Here is a 24710-nt window from a genome sequence, read left to right on the forward strand (position 1 = left end):
GGTTTTTTCTTGGCCGCGCGCGATTTCGCCTTGCCGATTGGTCCTATATAGGTTCTATTGTGGATCTATGGATAGAACCAGTCTGATAGCGGAGCTGAGCAGCCGCGGCCTGCGGGACGAGGCGTTGACAGGCCCGCTCTATAAGCGGCTGGCGCAGGCGCTGACCGGTCTTATTCAGGAAGGCCTGCTAAAGCCCGGCGCGGCGCTGCCGGGAGAGCGTGATCTCGCCGAGGCCTTGAAGCTCGGCCGCGTGACCGTGCGCACCGCCTATCGTGATCTGATGGCGGCGGGCGTACTGGAATCGCGCCACGGAAGCGGTACTTTCGTATCGAGCAAGGTGGAACGCATGGAGCAGTCGCTCTGGCGGCTTTCTTCTTTCTCCGCCGATATGCGCTCACGCGGCCGGCTGCCGGCTGCCCGGATCTTGTCGCGGACCATCAATACGCCATCGCCGGAGGAATCCTTCCTGCTCGGTCTTGGCGGCGACGAACCGGTGCTGAGGCTCGACCGTTTGCGTCTTGCCGACGGCCTGCCACTGGCGATCGAGCGCGCCGTGGTGCCGATCAAGTTCTTAGGCGTCGATGCGGGTGGCGAAGGATCGCTCTACGACGCGCTGGCGGCCAGCGGCCACCGGCCCGTGCGCGCGTTGCAGCGGCTGACCGCTGTCACGCTCGACCCATCGTCGGCGGCGATCCTGAACGTCAAATCAGGCGCGCCGGCGCTTCTGATCGAACGCGTCTCGCGCCTGGAAGACCAGCGTGTCGTCGAATACACCCGCTCGCACTACCGCGGCGATGCCTATGATTTCGTTGCCGAATTGAGAATTGGAGATGACCTATGAGTGAAACCCAGTCGCTGATGCTGCAGGAAGCCGGCCAGTCACCGGAGGTGGTGGCCACGCTTCTTGAAAAGGAAAAGCCGGTCTTTGCCGAGATCGCCCGGCTGATTTCCTCCACTCGCCCGAGCGTGGTGACGACGGCGGCGCGCGGTTCTTCGGACCATGCCGCCACCTTCTTCAAATATCTTTTCGAAATCACCTGCGGCATTCCGGTCGCCTCGGTCGGTCCCTCGATCGCGTCCGTCTACGGTGCCGCCCTCCATTTGAAGGGCGGCGTGCATTTCACCGTCTCGCAGTCGGGTGCGAGCCCCGATATCGTGGCGCTGCAGGAGGCGGCCAAGAAGGGCGGGGCAACGACGATCGCCGTTGTTAACGTCATCGACAGCCCGCTCGCAAAACAGGCCGATATCGTTCTCGGCCTCAACGCCGGCGTGGAAAAGAGCGTTGCGGCAACGAAGTCCTTCATCGCTTCCGTTGCCGCCCTTGCCGGCGTCACGGCTGCGATCGGCGGCGCGTCTGAGCTGCAGGCCGCTCTCGCCAAGCTGCCGGAGGCGCTTTCGGCGACCGCGGGGATCGATACGGCGGCAGCCGAGGAGGTGCTCTTCAATGCGACCTCGCTCTATACGGCCGGCCGCGGTCCGGCCTTCGCGATTGCGCTCGAAGCGGCGCTGAAGGCCAAGGAAACCTCCGGCCTGCATGCCGAAGCTTTCTCGCTGGCGGAACTGATGCACGGTCCGATGCGCCTGGTGCAGCCGGGCTTTCCGATCGTCGCCTTCGCGCCTGACGATGCGGCCTTCGCCAATAACGGCCAGGCGCTGGAGCGCCTGCAGAAACTCGGCGCCACCACCGTCGGTTTCTCCACGCAGCCGCTCTCCGGGATCAATCTTCGGGTGTCGACAACCGGCAACGGCCTGATCGATCCGCTGGTGTCGCTGCTCGTCTATTACCGGCTGATCGAGTCGGTGACCCGCCGCAAGGGTTTTGATCCGGACAAGCCGGCAAACCTGCTCAAGGTGACGGAGACGGTCTGATGGCCCGCAAGATCTTCATCGGCGCCCGCATCTTCGACGGTGAGCGCTTTCATGACGACAAGGCGCTCATCGTTGCCGACGGCCGCGTCGAAGCGATTGTCGCGACAAACGATCTGCCGGACGGCGAGACGGAGACGCTTGCCGGCGGCGTGCTGTCGGCCGGCTTCATCGATGCACAGGTCAACGGCGGCGGCGGACGGATGCTGAACGACGAACCATCCGCCGCCTCGATGGAGATCATCGCACAGGGCCACCGGCCCTATGGAACGACCGCGCTGCTGCCGACGCTGATCACCGACACATCGGAAGCTTCCATCGCCGCGATCGAGGCCGCCACGGAAGCAGTCAAGGCGGGCCGCGGTGTCGCTGGCCTGCATCTCGAAGGGCCGCATCTGGCGCCCGCGCGCAAGGGCGCGCACCTGGCCGAACTGATGCGGCCGGTCGAGGACCGCGACGTCAAGGCCTTCATCCGGGCGCGCGAGGCGATCGGCACGCTGCTCGTCACGATTGCCGCCGAACAGGTGACGGTAGCCCAGGTGCGCGAACTTGCGGAAGCGGGCGTCACCGTCAGCATCGGTCACTCCGATTGTTCCAGCGAGGCGGCGGAGGAACGTTTCGATGCCGGAGCGCGCGGCGTCACGCATCTCTTCAACGCCATGAGTCAGCTGGGGCACCGTGCGCCAGGCCTGGTCGGCGCCGCGATCGATCATCCCTCCACCTGGTGCGGCATCATCGCCGACGGTCATCACGTCGATCCGAAGGCCTTGCGCACGGCGCTGCGCGCCAAGCGCGGTGAAGGCAAACTGTTCTTTGTCACCGACGCGATGTCGCTCGTAGGGTCTGAGAAGGATTCGTTCACGCTGAACGGGCGCACCGTCCGGCGCGAAAGGGGCGGCTTCTGCTCGAAGCTGGTGCTGTCCGACGGCACGCTCGCCGGCTCCGACGTCGACATGATCTCGACGATCCGTTACGGCGTCACCTATCTCGACCTGACGCTCGCCGAGGCTTTGCGCATGGCGACCCTTTATCCCGCACGTTTCCTCCGGCTTGCCGATCGCGGCCATCTCTCGCCGGGGGCGCGTGCCGATCTCGTCCATCTCACCGACGCGCTGACTGTTACCGCCACCTGGCTTGCCGGCGAAGTGGCCTGACCCTCAAGGAGACGTAGGATGACTGATATCACCGATGCCTATTTCTCCAATCTGATCGGTCGGCTGGAGACGCTGAAGCAGGCGCTTGCCGAGCCGATGGCGCAGGCAGCGTCAGTGATCCTCGATGCTGCCCGCGGCGACAAGCGCGTCTATGTCTTCGGCACCGGCCATTCGCACATGCTGGCCGAAGAGGTGCACTATCGTGCCGGCGGGCTTGCCTTCACCGTGCCGGTGCTCGTCGGCTCGGCGATGCTACATGAGGGTGCGGTCATCAGCTCGGTCTATGAGCGGACCCAGGGCCTGGTGCGGCCGATGCTGGAGCGTTACGGCATGCAGCCGGGCGATGTCATTATCATTGCGTCGAATTCCGGCGTGAACGCCGCGCCGATCGAAGCCGCCGACTATGCGCATGAAATCGGCGCCAAGGTGATCGCCATCACCTCGATCGCCTATTCCGCCGCGATCGCCAATGGCCGCCGGCGGCTCGCAGAAGTTGCCGATATCGTGCTCGACAATGGACTGCCGCCGGGCGACGCGGTCATCGATCTGGAAGGCACCGGGCTTCGGGTCGGGCCGGTCTCCACGGCGGTCGGGGTGACGGTCATCAATGCGATCTTTGCCGAGGTCGCCTCGGAGCTTTCCAAATCGGGCGATGCGCCGGTCTATCTCAGCGCCAACATGCCGGGTGCCGCCGAGATCAACCAGAAGCTGGTCAAGAAATACCGGCCGCGCAACCCGCATCTCTGAGAGAGCGGATAAAAGGCCTGCCGCTGTCGCAAGCACATGACGCGATCAAGCGGCGAGAATGGAGCTGACCATGCGGGCAGTCCGCGGTGCCAGCGTCAAACCGATATGCCCGTGTCCAAAAGCAAACACGACGTCCCTTCCTCCTTTTGAAGGCCGGATAACGGGAACGGAATCGGGCATGGAAGGGCGGAAGCCCATCCATGCCCGACTTGGTTCACCGAGCGTTGGGAAAATCCTGCGCGCATTTGCGAGCAACACTTCGAGGCGCCTTGGGTTCGAAGGAGCAGTAATGCCCCCGAGCTCCACGGTACCGGCCACGCGCAAGCGGCCACGCATCGGGCAAAAGTAAAATCCATGATGCGTCGGGCATACCGGTCGTTCCACCGGCGGTGTTTCCATATCGAATTCGAGATGATAACCCCGCTCAGTATCCAGCAGGACCCGTTCTCCCAGCTGCAGAGCCAGTCCGCGGGAATGTGCCCCGGCGGCGATCACGGCTGCTCGGGCATGAATGCTGTGGGCTGAAGTCAGCATCCTCACTCCATTCCGTTCACGCGAAATAGTCGTCACGGAGTCTCGGACGAACTCGACGCCCGCTTGTCTGGCGGCGGCTTCCATCACGCTCATGAGCTCGCCGGGATCGGTGAAGTTTATCGCTTTCGGAAAGAAAAGCCCGCCGCCATGGACCTGCGGCAGCCGGGGCTCCAGGCTTTGCACCTCGTCGGGGGTGAGGAACTGCTGCGCGATCCCGTAGTTTCGGCGAAGCTCGACATCCGAGGCGGCCGCCTTGAAGGCCTCAGATGTTTGGTAGAGGTAGAGGCATCCCTTCGCGCTTAAAAGATCGGATGCGCCGATCTCTGCTGCGAGTTCGAGCCACTGTGATGAAGCGTCGGACAGAAGGTTGGCGATGCGGCTCGCATTGTCTCTGTATCTGTGCGGGAGGGATTCGTAGGCAAAACGCACCAGCCATGGAAACAACGTCGGCAATGCGGCCTTGCGGATGGATAAGGGGCTGTCGGAATTGAGAAGCAGCGCGGCCAGGTTTTTGAGGACAGCCGGCGTGCCGACGGGAATGATAGCATAATCGGCGATCGTTCCGGCATTGCCGTAAGATGCGCCCGAACCGGGTTTGTTCGGTTCGATCAGCACGACATCGCGACCGTCGGCACGCAGCCGCAGAGCGGTTGCCACGCCGATTACACCGCCGCCGATGACGGCGATATCTGTTGTGAGCTTGTTCATCAGATATGTGTTTACCTTAGAGAAGGAGGCCTGATGCCGACCGGACCTTGTCGCGGCGCCATGCGCTGCCGGAGCGTTCAGGCCGATCAAAGCTAGCCTGGGGAAGCGTAGCGCGCGACATAGGCAGCCGTGCGTGCTTCCGTTGGGCGGTCAAGCACATCTCTGGCCGTTCCCTGCTCGATGATAAGACCGCCGTCGATGAACACGACCCAGTCCGACACTTCCTTTGCAAAGGGCAGCTCGTGGGTGACCAGGATCATCGTCATGCCGTCGGCGGCCAGTTCTCGCATGACGCGGAGAACTTCGCCGGTCGATTCAGGATCGAGCGCCGACGTCGGCTCGTCGAACAGCAACACCGTTGGTTCCAGCGCCAGAGCGCGTGCGATCGCCACACGCTGCTGCTCGCCGCCCGACATCTGTTCCGGATAGGCCATCGCCCGTTTGGCAAGGCCTACTCTCGTCAGAAGTTTCACGGCCCGTTCCACAGCCTGTCTCTCAGCAATCCCGGCGGCTTGCATCTGAGCGAGAATGACATTTTCCACAGCCGTCAGGTGCGGGAACAGATTGAAACGCTGAAACACCATGCCGACGCGTTGTCGAAGCTTTGCAAGGTTGCGGCAGGTTACTTTGCCGTCAGTGAAGATCGTCTCATCGCCGACGGTGATCGTTCCCTGATCGGGACGCTCAAGCAAATTGACGCAGCGCATGAGGGTGGTCTTTCCTCCACCGCTCTGACCAATGATGCTGACGATTTTCCCGGCCGGAACATCGAGGTCGACGCGGTCAAGCACCAGGCGCCCATCGAAAGACTTGCGCAATCCGCTAATTTTAACGGCAGGGCGACCGACCGGCTGCTCTGACATGAAGGCAGTTTTTGCAGGAGTGGTGGTCATGGGTCAGACTTTCCCCTCGGCGAGATAGGTCCTGGCCAATTTGAGCCGACGTCGTCTGGCCAATGACAGTGGCACACCCGCGTGGATCTTGCGCTCGAGCAGAAGCAGACATTGTGACACCGGGTAGCAGATCACGAAATAAACGGCCGAGATCACCAGATACACTTCCAGCGCTCGGAAGGTTTCCGAGGCTATCAACTGGGCCTGCGTCATCAGCTCGGCAGCCGAGATTGTCACAAGCAGCGAGGTCGACTTGATCAGGTCGACGAACATGGTGTTTGTACCCGGAAGCGCCAGCCGTACCGCCTGCGGCAGAACGACATGGCTGAAAGTTTTGCCGCGCCCTAATCCGAGAGCTTGAGACGCCTCCTGCTGTCCTCTGTGGACGCCGGCGATAGCTGCCCGAAAGATCTCGGAGAGGTAAGCCGCGTAGAAGAGCACCAGGCTCAATACTCCAGCCTCGAAAACCTCCAGCCTGATGCCTACGGAAGGCAGGCCGAAGTAGGTGAGGAAAATGATCGCAAGCAGCGGTACGTTTTTAAAAAGCTCCGTATAGAGCGCCGCAGGGACGCGGACCAGCCGGAGCCGGTTGAGCCTCATCAATGCAAGTGCGAGACCAAGGATCGTTGCACCGACGAAGCTCGCTATGGTGTAGCCGAGGGTCTTGAGCAGACCCCCGGCAATGTTTCCGACATAGTCGTTCCAGGGAACCTGGAACATATCGGTGAAGGATGACAACGCGGTCATTCTTCGATCTCACTTCGCGATGGAAGGCGGATTCCAGTCGGCGGGACGGTCAACGCCGCGCCGCTGCGCCGCCATTTCGGGCGATGGGACCAGGAACTGCTGGGGATCGCCGCCCCATTTCGTGATCAAAGCCGCAAGCGATCCATCCTTGTACATGCCATCAATCTGATCGGAAACAGCCCTGGCCAGCTTCGGCGACTGCTTTGGAAGGTAGAATCCGGTCATATAGGCTTGAAAATATTTGTAATCGGGGTGCGCGGCGACCTGTTCGTCGGTCGGCGGCTTCAGATATTCGATGCGGACCTTCATGTCGGGGCGCTGCTGCTGTTGATAGGTGATCAGCAGCGGATCGAGAAAGCCGACATCGAGGCGCCCGGCGGAAATATCCTGGAACACACCATCGGCGCTCGGGAACGTATGGGGCGACGCTTTCGGGACCTGCGCGATGGATTTTGCCCAGACATACCCGGTGACCGTACCGAGGTTCTTGCCTTCCAGGCTCGCAACATCCGGAAAGCTCGCCGTGCCGCTTACGGCCATGGCCGGCGGCGAATAATACGGCGGGTCTGTGAACAGCCCGACTTTCTGGCGAGCATCGGACCATGCAATTCCGCCGATGGTTATATCCGCCCGCTGCGTCTGGACGGAGGCCAGCATGCCCGGAAAGTCGGTGACGTTGATTTCGATCTTGAGGCCGAGCTCATCGGCGATGGCTGTCAGGATGTCGCTGTCAAGCCCGACAAGCTTCCCATCCTTGACCGCCGTGTAGGGCATGTAGGGCTGCACCGTGACGAGGAGCGTGCCGGGCTTCATCAGCTCCAGATCGCCGGCGGTCACAGCGGATGGCGCGGCCGTCGCGAACAATCCAAAACCCAATACAGCCAAGGCCATGATCGCTTTCGCCTGCGATTTTTTTGTCAATTCAGCATGTTTCATTTGAACCCCTCTTTGTGATTATATATTGCTGATATATTGAAGATATGCCGACACTATACGAAGTCAAGCAGATTCGTTGAGCGCTTGTTTAGGCGGAGTGGTGTTTGGCTATTTGGAAAGCACAGAGCGAGAGGAATGCGCTGAATATGTCGGTATTCGAGGCGGAGTACGAAGCGGCTGAATCGACGCTGGCGGAGCGGACATACATTCGGCTGCGCGACGACATCATCACGACACTGCTTCCTCCGGGCACGCTTCTGCGGGAGGCCGAGCTTATGAAACGGATGGAAGTCGGACGCACGCCGGTCCGGGAGGCGCTTCAGCGTCTGCAATATGACGGTTTCGTCGTCGTCAGCGCGCGGCGCGGCACATTTGTCAGCAAGGTCGACATCAATGATCTTACCGCCGTTTATGAGGCACGAGCACGGATCGAATCCTGGGCGACTCGACTGGCTGCGGAAAGGCTGCGCGAGTTCGAGCGGCAAGAAGCGCGGCAACTGATCGATGAGCTCAAGCAGACAACCGGTCCGATGGCGCTGGAAGACATCCTTGCCCTAGATCGCCGGGTTCACCGCTTCATCTACAAAGTGGCCAAGAACCCTTTTCTGTTCGACACGCTGGATCACTACCACAATCTGTCGCTGAGGATCCTGTACGTCGCCATGAAGCGGTTTCCGACACTGGTACCGCGTCTTGAGGACGTCTTGCATGATCAGGTTCTCATGCTTGAGGCCGTATGCAGAGGTGACGCGGATGAGGCCGAAAGGATCGCAATGGCTCATGTCATGAGCTTCGAGAGCGAGGTCCGAAAGGTAATCTGAGTTCGGACCTTGGAATTGCGTGCAGCTTTAGCTGAACGAAGATATTTCCGGCAAAATGAGCCGTCCGAAACAATCGCAGGGCCCCGAGTTGATGCGACATCGACCTCTGCCCGAAATTCCACCTTTTAGTAAGAGGCCGGCGTTAGCCGGCCTCTCGAATGGATCAAAACCAGGATTAATCCTTGGCGCGTTCGACGTAGGAATTGTCTTCCGTTGCAATAACGACGCGGGTGCCGGCATCGATATGCGGCGGGACTGATGTGCGGATGCCGTTGGAGAGCATGGCCGGCTTGTAGGAAGAGGATGCCGTCTGGCCCTTGACGACCGGTTCGGTCTCGACGATCTCGAGCGTGACGTGACGCGGCAGCTCGAGCGCCAGCGGAATGCCTTCATGGATCGACAGGATGCAGGTCATGCCTTCCTGGAGATAAGCCTTCTGGTCGCCCATGGTTTCCTGGCTGACGACCACCTGGTCGTAGTTCGCCGGGTTCATGAAGTGGAAGCCTTCGCCGTCTTCATAGAGGTATTGGAAGTTGACGTCTTCGACGAAGGCGCGCTCGACCTGTTCGGTGGTGCGCCAGCGCTCGGAAACCTTCACACCGTCAACGATGCGGCGCATGTCGACCTGGGTGACCGGCGTGCCCTTGCCCGGATGAAAGTTCTGGGCGGTGAGAACGACATAGAGCTTGCCGTCGACATCGAGAACGTTGCCCTTGCGGACCGAAGAGGCGATGACCTTGACCATAAGACTTCCTTGTAACTCGGCTTTCGGCGTCGTAGAGGACTGTCGAGACGCCCCGAAGACGCAAATATTTTTCTTTGGGGGCGCAACTAACCTAAAATCCGGGAAATAGCCACCCCCATACCGGCTTCTCCGGCGAAGAAAGCTTGGAATGAACTCTTCGGCCAAAGCGTCCCCCTGGTGGACCCCGTCCGTGCATGCCGATCGCCGCCCGTTCCTGATCGGGCGCAATGCGATCCAGGCGGCGTTGCGCGGTTTTTTCGCGCGCGAGGATTTCATCGAGGTGGATACAGCGGTGCTGCAGATCTCGCCGGGCAACGAGGCGCATCTGCATGCCTTCGCCACCGAAGCGCTGACGACGGACGGGCAAAAGGCGCCCTTCTATCTGCACACCTCGCCGGAATTCGCCTGCAAGAAGCTGCTTGCCGCAGGCGAGCAGCGCATTTCGTGTTTTGCCCATGTCTATCGCAACCGCGAGCGCGGGCCGCTGCATCATCCCGAATTCACTATGCTCGAATGGTATCGAGCCGGCGAAAGCTACTATAGCCTGATGATGGATTGCGTGCGGATTCTGGCGCTCGCAGCCGAGACGGTGAAGACCGACAAGCTTGGCTATCGCGGTGCGGCGTGCGATCCTTTCGCCGGACCGGAACGCGTGAGCGTCGCCGAAGCGTTTGAACGCCACGCCGGGATCGATCTTCTCGCCTCCGTCGCCGCCGACGGCTCGACCGATCGCGAGCATCTGGCGGCCGAGCTGAGAAGCGTCGGCATTCGTGTTGCCGATGACGATGGCTGGGCCGATCTTTTCAGCCGGGTGCTGGTGGAAAAGATCGAGCCGCATCTCGGCTTCGGCCGCATCACCATTCTCGACGAATATCCGGTGTCGGAGGCGGCCCTTGCCCGGCCATCAGCCCGCGATCCCCGTGTTGCCGAGCGTTTCGAGCTCTATGCCTGCGGCGTTGAACTCGCCAACGGCTTTGGCGAGCTCACCAACGCCGCCGAACAAAGGCGGCGGTTCGAGATCGAGATGGCTGAGAAGATGCGGGTCTATGGCGAGACCTACCCGATCGACGACGATTTCCTGGCCGCCCTTTCGTCGATGCCCGAGGCAAGCGGCATTGCCCTCGGTTTCGATCGGCTGGTGATGCTGGCGACGGGGGCTTCGCGCATCGATCAAGTGCTTTGGGCGCCGGTTGCGGAGTATGGGCGATGAACGCCGTAAAACCGATCAAGACCGTCGATGATCTTCTGCAGGCGGGGCTGGCCACGCCCGACGATCGTGCAATGCTCGACGAGGTGGCCGCACGTTACGCGATCGCGCTGACGCCTGTGATGGCGAGGCTGATCGATCGCGCCGATCCTGATGATCCGATCGCACGGCAATTCGTGCCTGATCCAGCTGAGTTGACGGTGGTAACCGGGGAACGCGCCGATCCGATCGGTGACCATGCCCATAGCCCCGTCGAAGGCATCGTCCACCGCTATCCCGATCGCGTATTGCTCAAAGCCGTGCATATCTGCCCGGTCTATTGCCGTTTCTGCTTCCGGCGCGAAATGGTCGGGCCGCAGGGCCTCGGCACGCTCGATGCCGCCGCAATGCAGGCAGCCTTCGATTACATAGCCGACCACCAGAAGATCTGGGAGGTCATCCTCACCGGCGGCGACCCGCTGGTGCTTTCCCCGCGCCGGCTCCGCGATATCATGGAGGCGCTGGCGGCAATCGCGCATGTAAAGATCGTGCGCTTCCACACCCGCGTTCCCGTGGTCGATCCCGAAAAGATCGATGCGGCGCTGATCGCTGCCCTGAAGGCGAGCGGCAAGACGGTCTACGTGGCGCTGCACGCCAATCATCCGAGGGAACTGACAAGGGAAGCGCGCGCGGCTTGTGCTCGCCTGGTCGACGCCGGCATCGCAATGATCAGCCAGTCGGTGCTGTTGAAGGGCGTCAATGACGATCCCGACGTGCTTGCCGAGCTGATGAAGGCCTTCGTCGAGATCCGCGTCAAGCCCTATTACCTGCACCATCCGGATCTGGCACCCGGCACCGGCCACTTCAGATTGACGATCGACGAGGGGCAGCGGATCGTCGCGGCGCTGCGCGGACGGATTTCCGGGCTTTGCCAGCCGGCCTATATCCTCGATATCCCGGGCGGTCACGGCAAGGCCGTCATCGGCGAAAGCGTTATCCGGGCGACAGGGGACGGATGTTATTCCGTCTCGGACTATCGCGGCGGCGAACATTCCTATCCCCCCGCCGGTTGACGCAAAATGGCGCTTTGCGTGTCATTTCTGTACTCGTCGCGTCTGAGAGACGCCGCAAGTTTCGTCGTCGAAACTCTATTAAATTATTAATGTAGAATTGTTATTTTTACTCCAGCCGGGCCGATCGCTAAAATCCTAACTGTGAGTGCTAATCATATTTAACCCAACAAATTAGCGGAATGTTCTGTTTTCCGCACTAAAAGAACGCTCATGACAAGGCGATGAACGCCGGTTCGGGATCATGAGAATCTTGGAGTGATGGGATGAATAAGACAATCCGCGACCTCGTAGCCAAATTCGGCAAGTTGCCCGTGTCGATCGACCAGGTCGCCGACGACGCCGATCTTTATGCAGCGGGTCTGACGTCCTTTGCCTCGGTGCAGCTGATGCTCGGCATTGAAGAGGCGTTCGACATCGAATTTCCCGACAATCTCCTGAACCGCAAGTCGTTCGCGAGCATCTCGGCGATTGCCAAGACGGTCGATATCATCCAGGACAGCCGGAAGGTCGCCTGATGAACTTCCCCGTCAAGATCAATCAGGACGGTCTTGCCGCAAGGGTCGCCCGTGTCGCCGAAATCGCGGCCAAACACGCCGATGCCGTCGATGCCGAAGGCCGCTTTCCCCGGGAAGCCGTCGATGCGATGAAGGCCGAACGGCTGCTCGGCATCCAGGTCCCGCGCCATCTCGGCGGCGAATCCGCCTCGATCACCGAAATCGCCGAATTGTGCTCGATGCTCGGCCAGGCCTGCGCGGCAAGCGCCATGGTCTTCGCCATGCACCACATCAAGCTGTCGAGCCTCGTCGAACATGGCGCCGACAGCGACTGGCACCGCAGTTTCATGCATAGCATTGCTGCCGACCAGCTGCTGATCGCATCGGCGACGACCGAGGGCGGCATCGGCGGGAACCTGCGCAACAGCATCTGCGCAATCGAGGTCGATGGCGATACCTGCCGCCTCGAAAAGGATGCGACCGTCATTTCCTACGGCTCGCATGCCGACGCCATTCTCATCACTTCGCGCGCCCACGCGCAGGCGGCTTCTTCCGATCAGGTGCTGACGGCCTTCCTCAAGGACCAGTACACGCTCGAAAAGACGCACGCCTGGAACACGCTCGGCATGCGCGGCACCTGCTCCGATGGCTTCCTCTTCAAGGGGCGGGCACCGGCCCAGCAGATCCTGCCGAAGCCTTTCGCAGAGATTGCGGCGCAATCCATGCTCGCCTCTTCGCATCTGTTGTGGAGCGGCGTCTGGTATGGCATCGCAGTCGACGCCGTCGCGCGGGCCCAGGCCTTCGTGCGCGCCGCCGCCCGCAAGGCGCCTGATGCCCAGCCGCCCGGCGCGCTTCGCCTCGCCGAGGTTTCGAACCTGCTGCAGATGGTCAAATCCAACGTGGTTGCCGGTCTGAAGGCCTATGAACATGCCAAGGCCGATCCCGACAGGCTGTCGTCGATGGGCTTTGCCGTGGCGATGAACAACGTCAAGATCGCCTCTTCCGAGACGATCCTGGAGATCGTCAACCATGCCATGCTGATCTGCGGCATCATGGGCTACAAGAACGGCACACCCTTCAGCCTCGGACGCCATCTGCGCGACGCCCATTCCGCACAGCTCATGATCTCGAACGACCGCATCCTCGGCAATACGTCGAGCATGCTTCTTGTCCATAAGCAGGACACTAGCCTACTGGGGTAACAGTCATGGATATGCAGACCTCGTTTCTCGACCGGCTTTTCGAAGCCGGGCTGCTGATCGATACGGGCATCGACGGGCTCTATGGCCGCAGCGGCCAGTTTGAAGAGGTGATCGCTGCCTTCGAGCGCCTGATCGACAAGGTCGGCGGCGCCGATGGTGCGGAAGCCATGCGCTTTCCGCCCGGCATGAACCGTGCTTTCTTCGAAAAAAGCGGCTACATGAAGAGCTTCCCGCAGCTGGCCGGAACCGTGCACAGCTTCTGCGGCAGCGAACTCGACCATGTCAGCCTGCTGCAATGCATGGAAGTCGGCGAGGACTGGACCAAGGGGCAGGAAGCGACCGACATCGTGCTGACGCCGGCGGCCTGCTATCCGCTCTATCCGACAGTCGCCAAGCGCGGCAATCTGCCGAAGACCGGCGGCCTCTTCGATCTGCAGTCCTACTGCTTCCGCCACGAGCCGTCGAAAGATCCGGCCCGCCAGCAGCTGTTTCGCATGCGCGAATATGTCTGCATGGGCACCGAAGAGCACGTCACCGATTTCCGCCAGCGCTGGATGGATCGCGGCGTCGAGATGATGAAGGCCGTCGGCCTCGAGGTGACGATCGATATCGCCAACGATCCGTTCTTCGGCCGCGCCGGCAAGATGCTCGCCAACAATCAGCGCGACCAGAACCTGAAGTTCGAACTGCTGATCCCGATCACCTCGGCCGCCAATCCGACCGCCTGCATGAGCTTTAACTATCATCAGGACGCCTTCGGCACGAAATGGGGCCTCAACCTCGAAGACGGCAGCGTTGCGCACACGGCCTGTGTCGGCTTCGGGCTCGAGCGCATCGCACTTGCCCTGTTCCACCATCACGGGCTCGACGTGAAGACATGGCCGGCCAATGTGCGGAAAGCACTGTGGGGCTGAGCTACGCGATGACATCGGTATTCCCGGGGATCAGCCCGGAAACCTATCGGCAGCATGCGCTGCATTCCGGCGAGCGTGCCTGGCCGGAAACCAACTGTTACGTCGATCTGTGGATTGAGGTGCTGGCGACATCGGGTGTTGCGCCCGAGGCAATGCTCGGCTTCACCCTGGCGCAGGATTTCGAAGGCGACCAGTTCACCTTCTTCAAGGTGCCGCTCGAGGATCTCGAGACGCTTTATGGCATCCGCGCGACCGAACTTGCCATCTATGACCGGGTCGAGCGGCATGTTGACGTGCAGATCGCGCGGGGCCGTCTCTGCCTGATCGAGATGGATTCCTTCTATATGCCGGATACGCGCGGCACCGCCTACCGGCAGGAGCACGGCAAGACGACGGTTGCCGTCAATCGGCTGGACGTTGCGGCAAAACGCGTCGAGTATTTCCACAATGCCGGCTATTTCAGCCTCGAAGGCGAGGATTTCGACGGGCTGTTCCAGCTGCAGCTGACCGAGAACGACCTGCCCTTCCTGCCTTATGCGGAATTTGCACGATTCCCGGAAAAGCCCGCCGACGAAGCGCATCTGCGCGCGACCGCGCGGCGGCTTGCCGGGGTTCATTTCAACAGGCGGCCCAGCGACAATCCGATCCGCGCCTTCGCCGCCGTCTTTCCGCAACAGGTAGAAGCGGTGGCTGAACGGCCGTTCGGCTTCTTTCACAAATATGCCTTTAATACGCTTCGCCAGGTCGGCGCCAATTTTGAACTGGCGGCCGATCATCTGGCGTGGCTCTCCGCGGATGAATTCGCAGACGCCGCCGACCATGCGCGGCGCATTTCGGACGCCGCGAAATCCGTGCAGTTCCAGCTTGCCCGCGCCGTCGCCCGCCGGAAGTTCGAGCCGCTGCAGGCAGCCCTTGATCCGGCCGCCGATGCGTGGGATTTGATGATGGCATCGCTTGCAGAGCGAATCTGAGGCCGGAGATCAGACCATGCGGGGGCGTTTGGCAAGCATCGGAGCCGAGGAAAGCGTGCTTTCCGAAGGCTGGAACCTGGTCCTGACGGAACCGGATGCCTGTGCGGTGCCGCACGACATTCCGCTCTCCGCGCAGTTCATTCCCGCACCTGTTCCCGGCACCGTAGCCGCCGCACTCGAAAGAGCCGGTCTCTTCGACCGGGAAAATCCGGAACCGCTGAACACCAAAGACGCCTGGTATCTCTGCCGCCTCTTCGATGCCGAGCCCGGCGACGCGATCCTGCGTTTCGAGGGGCTGGCGACGCTGTGCCATGTGTTCCTGAACGGCCAGGAAATCCTCTTTTCCGAAAGCATGTTTACGGCGCACGAGATTCCGGTGACACTTTCGGGCGGCGACGAGCTGGCGCTCTGTTTCCGGGCGCTCGGCCCCCGTCTGTCGGAGCCCGGCCCGCGCGCCCGCTGGCGGCCACAGATGATCACGCCGCCGGGCTTGAAAAATTTCCGCACGACGCTGCTCGGCCATATGCCGGGCTGGTGCCCCGATGTTCATGCGGTCGGCCCGTGGCGGCCGATTTCGCTGGTGCGGCGCAACCCCCTATCGCTCGACAATGTCTCGATCCGCGCTGTTTTGGAGGAGAGCGGCGTCGGCCGGCTCAGCGTTTCCCTGCACAACAAGGCCGAGAACCCTTCGATGCTGCTGCGCTGCGGCGGGATGGAACAGCCGTTCGAAAAGGTCGGCGACAATCATTACTCTTCTATCCTCAAGCTTGCCGACATCGAGCCCTGGTGGCCGCACACACATGGCGCTCCCCGTCTCTACGAGCTGACGCTGGTTTCGGATGGCACCGAGTACTCGCTGGGCAACACCGGCTTCCGGCGTATCGAGGTCGACCGCGGCGATCACGGCGATGACTTCGCACTGCTCGTCAATGGCGAGCGTGTCTTTTGCCGCGGCGCGGTGTGGACGACAGCGGATATCGCGCGCTTGCCGGGTGGACGAGCGGACTACGAGCCGTTCCTGCGTCTTGCCACTGACGCCGGCATGAACATGATCCGTATCGGCGGCACGATGACCTATGAGACGCCGGATTTCTTTGCGCTCTGCGACGAACTCGGCCTGCTCGTGTGGCAGGACTTCATGTTCGCCAATTTTGATTATCCACGCAATGACAAGACCTTTCTCGGTCACGTGCACGCCGAGATCGAGGAAATGCTGCACAGCGTTCAAGCATCGCCTTCGCTCGCGGTGCTCTGCGGCGGCAGCGAGATCCACCAGCAAGCGGCCATGCTCGGCCTGTCGATGGAATTTTGGAGCGGGCCGATCACCGATGAGATCATCCCGGCCGTCATCGCGCGCATGCGTCCCGACGTGCCCTATGTCCCGAACTCGCCCTATGGCGGCGCACTGCCTTTTTCGCCGAACGCCGGTGTCGCGCATTATTACGGCGTCGGCGCCTATATGCGGCCGATTGCCGATGCCCGCCGCGCCGAGGTGCGGTTTGCCTCCGAAAGCCTCGCCTTCGCGCATGTGCCGCAGCATAGGACGCTGCATCGTCATCTCGACGTGCCGGCCGTCCACAGCCCGCTCTGGAAGGCGCGCGTGCCGCGCGACCGCAGCGCATCGTGGGACTTCGAGGACGTTCGCGACTTCTATCTGGAGCTCCTTTACGGGTTCGATCCGGCCCGGTTGCGCCGCGAAGATCCGGAACGTTATCTCGATCTCTCCCGCGCCGTCACCGGCGAGGTGCTCGAGGAAACCTTTGCCGAATGGCGGCGCAAGGGCTCGAGCTGCAGCGGCGCGCTCATCTGGACGCTGCAGGACCTGTTGCCCGGCCCCGGCTGGGGCGTGATCGATTCGACCGGCGAGCCAAAGCCGGTCTGGTATGCCATGCGCCGTGCCTTCCGGCCGGTTCAGACCGTCTTTCTCGATGAAGGAACCAACGGCCTCGATGTGCATGTCGTCAACGAGACCGACGCCGCACTCGACGTCGAGCTCGAAGTCTTCTGCCTGCGCGACGGCAAGCAGCAGGTCGTCAGCGGCAACACGGGCTTCAAGCTGGCGGCACGGAGCGTGGAACGGTTTGCCTCCACCGCGCTGTTTGGCGCCTTCTTCGATACGACCTACGCCTTCCGCTTCGGCCCGCCAGCGCATGATGTGAACGTGGCGCGACTGCGCTCACTCGCTGACGGCGCCATTCTTGCCGAGAGCTTCCACTTCCCCTCGGGACGCGGCAAAGCGCTTCACGATGCGGGCATCGAGGCGTCGCTCGGCAAGGTCGGCGACGATTGGTTCGTCGATCTCAGGACCGACCGGCTGGCGCAATCGGTGCATATCGACGTCGAAGGCTATCGGGCCGAGGATGACTGGTTTCATCTCGCTCCCGGCGCGGCGCGGCGCGTGCGGCTCCAAAGGCTGCCCGGCACGGAGACCGATAGTCCGCCGTCCGGCGAAATCAGACATCTCGGCAGTTCACATCGCCTCATGCTCCAAAGCTGACCCCGCCAACAACAATGCCGATGCATTGAAAGAGATCCGTGATTTGAGAACGCTATACCGATTTCTGCGTGCCCATGCCCTGCAGCGGCTGATTCCACGCTCACGTGTCGCCTTCAATCCGCGCAAGCCGGTGGAAATCGCCGGCTATCTCTCGATGGCCGTCGGCGTCGGCGAGTCGGCAAGGCTGTGCGCCGACGCGCTCGCCGCAGCAGGCCGGGCGATATCGCTTTCGGACGTCAGCACCCATCCCGACGAAACGTCCTTTGCCGGATGGAGGCCGTTGTCTCCCTCCGCTGAAACACCGGGAAGCCGCATCTGGCATCTAAATCCACCGATGCTGCCGCGCGCCATTCTGAAGAAGGGCGTGGCGAATTTCTCCCGGGCCTTCAATATCGGCTATTTCGCCTGGGAGCTCGAAACCGTGCCGGCGGAGTGGCGCAACGCGATGCGTTACATGAACGCCGTCTTCGTGCCTTCGGAATTCACCCGCCGGGCGATTGCGCCGCTGACCCGCGCGCCCGTTATCGTCGTTCCGCATCCCGTCACCGAGAAGCCGGCCGCGGACGGCATGCGCGAGAAATTCGGCATCGACAAGGACGCCTTTCTCGTCAGCTTCATCTTCAGTGCCGGTTCTTCGATCAACCGGAAGAATCCGCAGGCCGTCGTCGAGGCCTTCAGGATATTTGCCGCCGAAGCCCCACGCGCCGTCCTGTTGATGAAAGCCAGTGGCGATATCGCAAGGGACGAGGGCCTGCGCGACCTGGTCGCTTTGGTCAAGGACGACAGCCGGATCAGGATCGTCACCGACAAGCTGTCGAATTCCGAGATCAACGGCCTCATCCGATCGTCCGACGCCTATCTTTCGCTGCATCGTTCGGAAGGCTTCGGGCTGACCGTTGCCGAAGCGATCATGCAGCTCACGCCCGTCATTTCCACCGCATGGTCGGGCACGGCGGATTTCTGCGATCCGCACAATACGTGGCTGGTTGACGCTGCGCTCATTCCGGTTGTCGACACCCATCCTGAATTTGCCGGGCTCGGAAATGCGGTCTGGGCGGATCCTTCTCCTCAGACCGCGGCCGCGCATCTCAGGGGAATCCTCCTTGCGCCGGAGCGGGCGCGCGCGAAGGCGGAGAAAGCACGGGAATTCCTGCTGCGCTATCTCGCCGAGAACAGCTACGAGAAGGCACTTCACAGGCTGGCGGAGCTGCAAACCGGCTAAGCTGAGGTCGCCACTCCGCTTTATTTTAACATTTTCGCATTAGAGATGGCGGGTATGCGGATTACGGCATGTCACGCAGAACCGTGCAACGGCCGATCCTGACGGATGGACAGATGTCGAAGGGTATTATCGCAAATTCGGTGGTGAATGCGGCGGCGGGCATGCTGCTGTTGCTGACGGGATTCGTTTCGTCGATCATAACCGCGCGGCTGCTGGGACCGGAAGCCAACGGCATCGTCGCTTTCTCGCTCTGGCTGGTGGTGACCGGCGCCTCGATCGCCGAGCTCGGCTCCAGCATCACGCTCCTGAAGACGCTGCCGCAGCTGTCGGCGGAAGGTTACGACGCGCGCCGCCGACGCGGTTTTGCCGCCATCCTCGTCAGCTTCATGATGTTTTCGACCGTCGTGCTGCTGGCCCTCTACGCGCTGTTTTTCCTGACCTCGGAGGAGATGCACTGGGCCGAAACCGCGCCGTCCGTCGCTCTGGTCACCGGCGTTCTGTTCTTCGTCCAGGCGATCGGCTCCTTCGTCAAATTCTACCTGATCGGAGAGAAGAAGCTCGGCGCCTTCTTCCGGCTGACCGTCGTCGTCTCGATCGTCCAGCTTGCCGGCGTCGCTGTCGGCGCCGTCCTCTATGGGGTCCAGGGTGTTCTGATCGGTTACGCGCTCGGCCAGCTCGTCCTGTTTTTCGCCACGCTGCCGATCCTGCTTGCACGCCGCGACTGGTGCGGGGTGTCGCTGAAATACCTGGCCTCCTCCTCGGTCATCCTCTCGCTCCAGTTCATCATCGATTCCATCTTCCTCAACCGGCTCGAACTGCTGTTTCTGCAGCAGTTCTGGTCGGTGGAGATGGTCGGCTATTATGCGGTCGGCCTGTCGATCGCCAATATCGCATTGCAACTGCCGATCCAGATGACCGGCAGCCTGCTGCCCTACTACTCCGAGCGGCGGCACAACAGCGACGATTCGACCTTGCCGGTCGAGGTCTTCGCCGCCGTCACCCGCAGCATGGCCTATATCGTCCTGCCGATGAGCCTCGGGCTTGCTGCCATCTCCAGCGAGCTGGTGCGGGTCGTGTTCGGCGAGGCGTTCGGCCGCAGCGGCACGGTGGTGGCGCTGCTGGCGCTGGTGGCGCCCGCCTATACCTTCATGCAGATCCTCAGCCTCTACCTCCTATCGATGGACAGGGCCCGCGCCCGCCTGAAAATCAGTGTGATAGGTGGCCTCGTGATGGTAGCCGGTTGTTTACTGATCGTACCTAGGCTTGCCGCCGAGGGCGCCGCGCTGGTGCGCATCCTCGTCTTCGTTGCAATGTCGGTGATGATGATCAGACAGACAGGATTCGGATCTCAGCTTTCGGGTCTCTACAGAAGCCTCACGAAGGTGACGCTCGCCTCCGTGTTATGCGCCTGCGGAGCCATTTCCGCGCTGGAATTTGTCCAGGGTCCGGCCGGACTCGTCGGTGCGATCGTCGCCGGCACGTTGTGCTATTTCGCAGCGCTGCGGGTGCTGCGCGCCGTACCGGCCGAAGATGTCGATGTCGTGCGCTCCATTCTCGACAAGATGCCGTCCATGCTGCGCAAGCCGGTCGGGCACGCCATCAATTTCATTGCGCCGGCGCTTCCCGGTGATCCCGATCGCGCCAAGGTCGCCCCCGGCGAATTCTCGCTCGAACCGGCTGAGGGGGCTGGGCGCAGCGCTGCCCTGCCTGTCGTCTTCGACGGTACGATCGGCCTGTTCATGCCTGAAAATGCACGGGTGAAGAAGCGTTCGGCCGCCGTGCTCTTCGTCAGCCCCTGGGGTTTCGAGGAGATGTGCAGCCGCAAGTTTTTCCGCGTTGCGGCCGAGCATTTCTCCGATATCGGCGTGCCGAGCCTGCGCTTCGACTATCGCGGCACCGGCGATGCGCTGGATTTCGACGCGCTGCCGGCAAGGCTGGAAACCTGGGAAAACTCGATCCGCGCGGCGGCCGCCAAGCTGAAGATACTCTCCGGCTGCGACCGTATCGTCCTCATCGGACAGGGCCTCGGCGCAACACTTGCTCAGCGCATCGGCGCCTCGATCGACGGCGTCGACAGCCTCGTCATGCTGGCGCCGGTGCTGAGCGGCCGGGCCTATCTGCGCGAACTCAACATGTGGTCGAAGATCATCGATGCCGATCTCGGCCTCGGCAAGGAGCATGTCCAGACCGCCAAGGTGCAGATCGCCGGGCTCGTCATGCCCGAGGAGATCGCCGGCGAGCTCGGCAAGCTCAACATCGCCTCGCCGCGAGGGTTGGCGGCGTCCCGCTATCTGATCCTCGAACGTCCCGCCAAGGCCGACGATACCGGTTTTGCCGATACGCTGACGGCGCTTGGCGCCGAGGTCGAGCAGAGGGCTTTCGAAGGTTATGATGAACTCGTCACCAATCCGCTCTTCGCCCAGACGCCGATGGCTGTCGTCGCGCAGCTGACGACGTGGCTGGAAGGAGCCACGGTGGAGACATCAGCCGCCCCTTCGCCGGCAGAAATCGAGAACCCGACGCTGGCCGGCGATGGGTTTGTCGAAATACCGGTCCGTTTCGGAAGCCACGATCACTTAGTCGGCGTCGTCAGCCGGCCGCCCGGCGAGATCAAGGGCAGTGCCGTGCTCTTCCTGTCGACGGCCTATGACCGGCATGCCGGCTGGGGGCGGACGACGGTTGATATGGCACGCGAGCTTGCGCGCCAGGGCGTGGTTTCGCTGCGCTTCGATTCCGCCAATGTCGGCGACAGTCCGCCGCGGCCTGATGCGCCGGAGCAGGTGCTCTATTCCGATACACAAACCGCCGATGCAGTCGCCTCGCTCGATCTGCTCGAAGCCATCACCGCCGGCCCTGTGATGGTGGCCGGCCGGTGCAGTGGCGGCTATGTCGCCTTCCGCGCCGGCGTCGCCGACGAGCGGCTGAAGGCCGTCGTGTCGATCAATCCCTTCGTCTATTACTGGGATCCTGAGATACCGGTGCGTAAGGAACATGTCGTTTCCGTTCCCCGCAGCCTCGATGATTACGGCCAGCGCCTGGCGCGGCTCGATACGCTAAAACGGCTGCTGCGCGGCCAGGTGGATGTCGTCTCGGCGTTGCAGAATATGGTCATCGCTGCCGGCCGCCGCCTGTCCCCGTGGGTCGCGCCGCTGCTCGAGCTGCTGCCCGACCGGCGCCACATCGCCCGCGAGGTCCGGCATTCCTTTGCCCAGTTCGGCAGGCGCAAGGTGCCGTTGACGCTGATCTACAGCGAAGGCGATGTCGGCCTCGATCACGTCTATTTCCACTTTGGACCGCGTGGCGCCAAGCTGTCCCGCTATCCGAACGTGCGGCTGCTGATGCTGCCGGATGCCGATCATAATTTGACGCCGCCGCAATCACGCCGGTTCGTGCTCGATGAGATCATTCGTCTCGCCAAAGCATGACGGGATTTCAGGCTGGCAGGATTAGATCCGGTCAGCAGAGACGACGTTCAGCGACCGATAGAGATCGATATAACGCCGGGCGACGATATCCCAGGAATAGCCGCGCGCGGCGTCGACCAGCTCGGCGCGAACGACATCCGGTTGGCGCGCGAGCGTTTCATGGGCCGCTTCGATCATTGTCGCGGCGCTCGCCGGATGGGTGAAATCGGCTAGCCTGATGACGGGATGCCGGCCGGCAAGCGTCGTAAAAGCGTCATTGGCATTCAGCACCGGCAGCAGGCCGGCGCTCATCGCCTCCAGCGCCACCAGGCCGAAACCTTCATATTCCGAGGCGGAGGCAAACAGCGAGGTCTCGGCGAGAATGCGCCGGATGGCGCCGTTGTCGGGCGAGACGTGCAGGGTGACGCGGCCGGAAAGATTGCGGCCTTCGATGGCGGCTTCGATATCAACCCGGTTCAGGTCGGATTCGGCGCCGACAATATCAAGATGCCATTTCGGATCACGATCCTTTAATACCACCATCGCGTCGAGCAGATGGTCGAGCCGCTTGTTCACCGAGAAGCGGCCGATGGTGACGATGCGGCGCCTTGGCCGCTGCGAGGCACTATCGGCGAATTTGCCGATATCGGCGCCGTTTTCGATCAGCAGGCTGTCCGGGACGATGGCGGAAAACTGCTTGAGATCGGAGGCGCTGCAGCAGACGACGCGTCGGTAGGCCAGCGCCGAAGCGCGGGTCAGCGTGCGGAACCAGATCTTCTTGATCGCGGCGTATTTGCGGGTGTGGAAGAAGCCGCCATGGGTGGTGACGATCATCGGCTTGCGATGCAGCAGCCGGCCCCAGGCGAGCGCATCGAAGAAGAAGTCGATGGCATGGACATGCACGAGATCGGCATCGGCGAGATGGCGGAAAACCTCCGGCGCCAGCGGGTAGCGGCTGCTGCCGCACCAGGGAATGCGCACCACCTCGATGCCGTCGATGTCTTCGCGCGCCGGCAGTTTATCCTTCGGTGCGGTGAACAGCGAATCGAGTGTGACGACGCGAACGCGATAACCGCGCCGGACGGTCTGGCGGGCGAGATTGGCGACCACATCTTCCAGGCCGCCGCGATTGGGCAGGAACTGCCGCACGACATGGACGATCAGCGGCCCCGTGTCCAGCTGCGGCCTCGCGTGCACCCTGCCTGCCTCGACGATCGCCATTTCCCACCTATCGCTGTGCACGCCGCCTCCTGTCGAGGCGGCTTTCTTATAGCAACGATGAGATATCTCTGGCGTTAAGCCGCAGTTTCAGCGACGTTCGGACAGGCGATTCTTCGCGAAAAGGGTTAACCGCGTCTGACGGAGCTCAGAACGCCTTAAAGGTCAGCGTCGTTAGCGATCGGACAATGCCGGGAATATTGGCGATGTTGTCATTGATGAACTTGCCGATGTCCTGGCCTTCCTCAATGTAGACCTTCAGCAGCAGATCGTAGTCGCCGCTGGTGGAATAGAGCTCCGAAACCAGTTCGGTCTGGTAGATGGCGTCGGCAACCTCATAGGTTTTGCCGGGGGCGCATTGGAGCTGGATGAAGATCGGCTTCATGAGATTTCCTGCAGAGTTTGTTTGGCTGATATAATGGTCGAAAGCGCCATGCCGATGCAAGCCGTTCCTCACGCAGCCGGGTCTGCGGCGGCTTCCGCGACGATCCAGTCGCGAAAAGCGGCAAGCGGCGCATAGTCGGCACGCTCGCGCGGAAAGGCGAGATAATAGCGCTCACGGCTCTCCATCTCCCGATCGACGGCGGCGACAAGATCGCCGCGCTTGAGTTCCTCCTGCATCAGGAATGTTGGCAGCAGCGCGACGCCGAGACCGGCGATTGCCGCCTGGGCGGCGGTGGCGAACTGGTCGAAGAGCATGCCATGCACGCTTTCGAAGGAAACGCCGTTGCCGGCGAACCACTGCTCCCAGGCATCAGGGCGCGTCGTCAGATGCAGAAGCGGAACGGACAACAGATCCTGCGGCCCGGTGATCGTGTGTCGCTCGAGAAAGTCAGGGCTGCAGGCCGGCACGGTGCGCTCCGACATCAGCAAGGTCAGTTCCGCCCCCGGCCAGTGTGGGTGGCCGAAATGGATCGCCGCATCGATCGAATCGAGGCGGAAATCGAAGGGCGAGAGCCGGGTCGCCAGATTGATGGTTACGCCGGGATTGGCAGCGAGGAAGCGCCCGAGGCGCGGCGCCAGCCAGCGCGTGCCGAAGGTCGGCAGGATGGCGAGATTGAGCGTGCCGCCATGCGGATTGGCACGCAGGTTCAAGGAGGCGCTGGAGATGCGACGCAGCGCCTCGCGGATTTCGCGGGCGTAGCTGTCGCCGGCCAGCGTCAGCCGCATGGTCTGGCGTTCGCGCAGGAAGAGCTCGACGCCAAGCTGCTCTTCCAGCGCGCTCACCTGGCGGCTGACGGCGCTTTGCGTCAGATCGAGCTCGCGTGCGGCCGCCGTGACGCTGCCGGTGCGGGCGACCGCCTCGAAGGCGGCGAGATGTGAAATCGACGGCAGAAAACGTCTCGAGCCAAGCATGATCATTCCATTTCAGAATGAG

22 protein-coding genes are annotated in these 24710 nt (G+C 62.1%); 14 read left to right on the plus strand and 8 right to left on the minus strand.

Annotated features, from left to right (window positions below; genetic code table 11):
• The first annotated feature begins 67 nt into the window (after positions 1–67).
• Genes AMC88_RS21215 through AMC88_RS21230 form a run of 4 tightly spaced genes read left to right on the plus strand, consistent with a single transcriptional unit; the run spans position 68 to position 3767 of the window.
• Positions 68–841: a GntR family transcriptional regulator gene (locus AMC88_RS21215; protein WP_064825751.1), complete on the plus strand. Its 774-nt coding sequence runs from the start codon at positions 68–70 to the stop codon at positions 839–841.
• Positions 838–1869, plus strand: coding sequence for an SIS domain-containing protein (locus tag AMC88_RS21220; RefSeq protein WP_064825752.1), 1032 nt, complete (start codon positions 838–840; stop codon positions 1867–1869). The genes AMC88_RS21215 and AMC88_RS21220 overlap by 4 nt, the downstream gene beginning before the upstream one ends.
• A complete protein-coding gene (gene nagA, locus AMC88_RS21225; RefSeq protein ID WP_064825753.1) occupies positions 1869–3020 on the plus strand; it encodes an N-acetylglucosamine-6-phosphate deacetylase in 1152 nt (383 codons plus the stop codon). Before AMC88_RS21220 ends, nagA begins: the two co-directional genes overlap by 1 nt.
• A gap of 18 nt (positions 3021–3038) precedes the next feature.
• Positions 3039–3767: an SIS domain-containing protein gene (locus AMC88_RS21230; RefSeq protein WP_064825754.1), complete on the plus strand. Its 729-nt coding sequence runs from the start codon at positions 3039–3041 to the stop codon at positions 3765–3767.
• Between the two features lie 45 nt (positions 3768–3812).
• On the opposite strand, the gene AMC88_RS21235 is transcribed toward AMC88_RS21230, so the two are convergent.
• The 4 genes from AMC88_RS21235 to AMC88_RS21250 all read right to left on the minus strand — a co-directional run bounded on the left by AMC88_RS21235 (position 3813) and on the right by AMC88_RS21250 (position 7585).
• A complete protein-coding gene (locus AMC88_RS21235) occupies positions 3813–5009 on the minus strand; it encodes an NAD(P)/FAD-dependent oxidoreductase (protein ID WP_064825873.1) in 1197 nt (398 codons plus the stop codon).
• Between the two features lie 92 nt (positions 5010–5101).
• On the minus strand, positions 5102–5902 hold the full coding sequence (locus AMC88_RS21240; protein ID WP_064825755.1) for an amino acid ABC transporter ATP-binding protein: 801 nt from the start codon (positions 5900–5902) through the stop codon (positions 5102–5104).
• Positions 5903–5905: 3 nt separating this feature from the next.
• Entirely contained in the window at positions 5906–6649 is a 744-nt protein-coding gene (locus tag AMC88_RS21245; RefSeq protein WP_064825756.1) for an amino acid ABC transporter permease, read from the minus strand.
• 9 nt (positions 6650–6658) lie between these two features.
• Positions 6659–7585: a substrate-binding periplasmic protein gene (locus tag AMC88_RS21250; RefSeq protein WP_064830066.1), complete on the minus strand. Its 927-nt coding sequence runs from the start codon at positions 7583–7585 to the stop codon at positions 6659–6661.
• A 146-nt stretch (positions 7586–7731) separates the two neighbouring features.
• Between AMC88_RS21250 and AMC88_RS21255 the strand changes: the two genes are divergently transcribed.
• Positions 7732–8406, plus strand: a complete 675-nt coding sequence (locus AMC88_RS21255) for a GntR family transcriptional regulator (RefSeq protein WP_064825758.1) — start codon at positions 7732–7734, stop codon at positions 8404–8406.
• 175 nt (positions 8407–8581) lie between these two features.
• Here the strand turns inward: AMC88_RS21255 and efp are convergent, their stop codons facing one another.
• Positions 8582–9151 (minus strand): elongation factor P, encoded by a 570-nt coding sequence (efp, locus tag AMC88_RS21260; RefSeq protein ID WP_008528334.1) that lies wholly within the window; start codon positions 9149–9151, stop codon positions 8582–8584.
• 148 nt (positions 9152–9299) lie between these two features.
• On the opposite strand from efp, the gene epmA reads away from it, so the two are divergent.
• The 9 genes from epmA to AMC88_RS21305 all read left to right on the plus strand — a co-directional run bounded on the left by epmA (position 9300) and on the right by AMC88_RS21305 (position 22135).
• Positions 9300–10361: an EF-P lysine aminoacylase EpmA gene (epmA, locus tag AMC88_RS21265; RefSeq protein ID WP_064825759.1), complete on the plus strand. Its 1062-nt coding sequence runs from the start codon at positions 9300–9302 to the stop codon at positions 10359–10361.
• Positions 10358–11410, plus strand: coding sequence for a lysine-2,3-aminomutase-like protein (locus AMC88_RS21270; protein WP_064825760.1), 1053 nt, complete (start codon positions 10358–10360; stop codon positions 11408–11410). The genes epmA and AMC88_RS21270 overlap by 4 nt, the downstream gene beginning before the upstream one ends.
• A 263-nt stretch (positions 11411–11673) precedes the next feature.
• Positions 11674–11925 carry an acyl carrier protein gene (locus AMC88_RS21275; protein WP_010023709.1) on the plus strand — a complete coding sequence of 84 codons (252 nt, stop codon included), beginning with the start codon at positions 11674–11676 and terminating at the stop codon, positions 11923–11925.
• Positions 11925–13106, plus strand: a complete 1182-nt coding sequence (locus tag AMC88_RS21280; protein WP_064825761.1) for an acyl-CoA dehydrogenase family protein — start codon at positions 11925–11927, stop codon at positions 13104–13106. The genes AMC88_RS21275 and AMC88_RS21280 overlap by 1 nt, the downstream gene beginning before the upstream one ends.
• A 5-nt stretch (positions 13107–13111) precedes the next feature.
• The gene (locus tag AMC88_RS21285) at positions 13112–14020 is read left to right on the plus strand and encodes an amino acid--[acyl-carrier-protein] ligase (RefSeq protein WP_041683952.1); all 909 of its coding nucleotides are present in this window, start codon (positions 13112–13114) and stop codon (positions 14018–14020) included.
• Positions 14021–14028: 8 nt separating this feature from the next.
• Positions 14029–14991: a DUF1839 family protein gene (locus tag AMC88_RS21290; RefSeq protein WP_039752100.1), complete on the plus strand. Its 963-nt coding sequence runs from the start codon at positions 14029–14031 to the stop codon at positions 14989–14991.
• Between the two features lie 16 nt (positions 14992–15007).
• On the plus strand, positions 15008–17488 hold the full coding sequence (locus AMC88_RS21295; protein WP_064830067.1) for a glycoside hydrolase family 2 protein: 2481 nt from the start codon (positions 15008–15010) through the stop codon (positions 17486–17488).
• Between the two features lie 43 nt (positions 17489–17531).
• A complete protein-coding gene (locus tag AMC88_RS21300) occupies positions 17532–18710 on the plus strand; it encodes a glycosyltransferase family 4 protein (RefSeq protein ID WP_064830068.1) in 1179 nt (392 codons plus the stop codon).
• 113 nt (positions 18711–18823) lie between these two features.
• Complete coding sequence (locus tag AMC88_RS21305) at positions 18824–22135, plus strand: oligosaccharide flippase family protein (RefSeq protein WP_064825874.1); 3312 nt, start codon at positions 18824–18826, stop codon at positions 22133–22135.
• A 21-nt stretch (positions 22136–22156) separates the two neighbouring features.
• Here AMC88_RS21305 and AMC88_RS21310 read toward each other — a convergent pair whose 3' ends face one another.
• From AMC88_RS21310 to AMC88_RS21320, 3 genes are all read right to left on the minus strand, one after another.
• On the minus strand, positions 22157–23335 hold the full coding sequence (locus AMC88_RS21310) for a glycosyltransferase family 4 protein (RefSeq protein ID WP_064822995.1): 1179 nt from the start codon (positions 23333–23335) through the stop codon (positions 22157–22159).
• A 145-nt stretch (positions 23336–23480) separates the two neighbouring features.
• Entirely contained in the window at positions 23481–23717 is a 237-nt protein-coding gene (locus tag AMC88_RS21315) for an Lrp/AsnC ligand binding domain-containing protein (protein WP_064822996.1), read from the minus strand.
• A 68-nt stretch (positions 23718–23785) separates the two neighbouring features.
• The gene (locus AMC88_RS21320; protein WP_064825764.1) at positions 23786–24694 is read right to left on the minus strand and encodes a LysR family transcriptional regulator; all 909 of its coding nucleotides are present in this window, start codon (positions 24692–24694) and stop codon (positions 23786–23788) included.
• Positions 24695–24710: the final 16 nt, after the last annotated feature.

Source organism: Rhizobium phaseoli (assembly GCF_001664385.1).
Taxonomy (GTDB): domain Bacteria; phylum Pseudomonadota; class Alphaproteobacteria; order Rhizobiales; family Rhizobiaceae; genus Rhizobium; species Rhizobium phaseoli.

What these genes read in the sequence shown, in the direction of transcription:
- AMC88_RS21240 (WP_064825755.1), bottom strand. Translation starts at nt 5,902, where the DNA reads ATGACCACCACTCCTGCAAAAACTGCCTTCATGTCAGAGCAGCCGGTC.
- AMC88_RS21295 (WP_064830067.1), top strand. Translation starts at nt 15,008, where the DNA reads ATGCGGGGGCGTTTGGCAAGCATCGGAGCCGAGGAAAGCGTGCTTTCC.
- AMC88_RS21305 (WP_064825874.1), top strand. Translation starts at nt 18,824, where the DNA reads ATGTCGAAGGGTATTATCGCAAATTCGGTGGTGAATGCGGCGGCGGGC.
- efp (WP_008528334.1), bottom strand. Translation starts at nt 9,151, where the DNA reads ATGGTCAAGGTCATCGCCTCTTCGGTCCGCAAGGGCAACGTTCTCGAT.
- AMC88_RS21285 (WP_041683952.1), top strand. Translation starts at nt 13,112, where the DNA reads ATGGATATGCAGACCTCGTTTCTCGACCGGCTTTTCGAAGCCGGGCTG.
- AMC88_RS21310 (WP_064822995.1), bottom strand. Translation starts at nt 23,335, where the DNA reads ATGGCGATCGTCGAGGCAGGCAGGGTGCACGCGAGGCCGCAGCTGGAC.
- AMC88_RS21290 (WP_039752100.1), top strand. Translation starts at nt 14,029, where the DNA reads ATGACATCGGTATTCCCGGGGATCAGCCCGGAAACCTATCGGCAGCAT.
- AMC88_RS21250 (WP_064830066.1), bottom strand. Translation starts at nt 7,585, where the DNA reads ATGAAACATGCTGAATTGACAAAAAAATCGCAGGCGAAAGCGATCATG.
- AMC88_RS21235 (WP_064825873.1), bottom strand. Translation starts at nt 5,009, where the DNA reads ATGAACAAGCTCACAACAGATATCGCCGTCATCGGCGGCGGTGTAATC.
- epmA (WP_064825759.1), top strand. Translation starts at nt 9,300, where the DNA reads ATGAACTCTTCGGCCAAAGCGTCCCCCTGGTGGACCCCGTCCGTGCAT.
- AMC88_RS21255 (WP_064825758.1), top strand. Translation starts at nt 7,732, where the DNA reads ATGTCGGTATTCGAGGCGGAGTACGAAGCGGCTGAATCGACGCTGGCG.
- AMC88_RS21280 (WP_064825761.1), top strand. Translation starts at nt 11,925, where the DNA reads ATGAACTTCCCCGTCAAGATCAATCAGGACGGTCTTGCCGCAAGGGTC.
- nagA (WP_064825753.1), top strand. Translation starts at nt 1,869, where the DNA reads ATGGCCCGCAAGATCTTCATCGGCGCCCGCATCTTCGACGGTGAGCGC.
- AMC88_RS21220 (WP_064825752.1), top strand. Translation starts at nt 838, where the DNA reads ATGAGTGAAACCCAGTCGCTGATGCTGCAGGAAGCCGGCCAGTCACCG.
- AMC88_RS21245 (WP_064825756.1), bottom strand. Translation starts at nt 6,649, where the DNA reads ATGACCGCGTTGTCATCCTTCACCGATATGTTCCAGGTTCCCTGGAAC.
- AMC88_RS21320 (WP_064825764.1), bottom strand. Translation starts at nt 24,694, where the DNA reads ATGATCATGCTTGGCTCGAGACGTTTTCTGCCGTCGATTTCACATCTC.
- AMC88_RS21315 (WP_064822996.1), bottom strand. Translation starts at nt 23,717, where the DNA reads ATGAAGCCGATCTTCATCCAGCTCCAATGCGCCCCCGGCAAAACCTAT.
- AMC88_RS21215 (WP_064825751.1), top strand. Translation starts at nt 68, where the DNA reads ATGGATAGAACCAGTCTGATAGCGGAGCTGAGCAGCCGCGGCCTGCGG.
- AMC88_RS21270 (WP_064825760.1), top strand. Translation starts at nt 10,358, where the DNA reads ATGAACGCCGTAAAACCGATCAAGACCGTCGATGATCTTCTGCAGGCG.
- AMC88_RS21275 (WP_010023709.1), top strand. Translation starts at nt 11,674, where the DNA reads ATGAATAAGACAATCCGCGACCTCGTAGCCAAATTCGGCAAGTTGCCC.
- AMC88_RS21230 (WP_064825754.1), top strand. Translation starts at nt 3,039, where the DNA reads ATGACTGATATCACCGATGCCTATTTCTCCAATCTGATCGGTCGGCTG.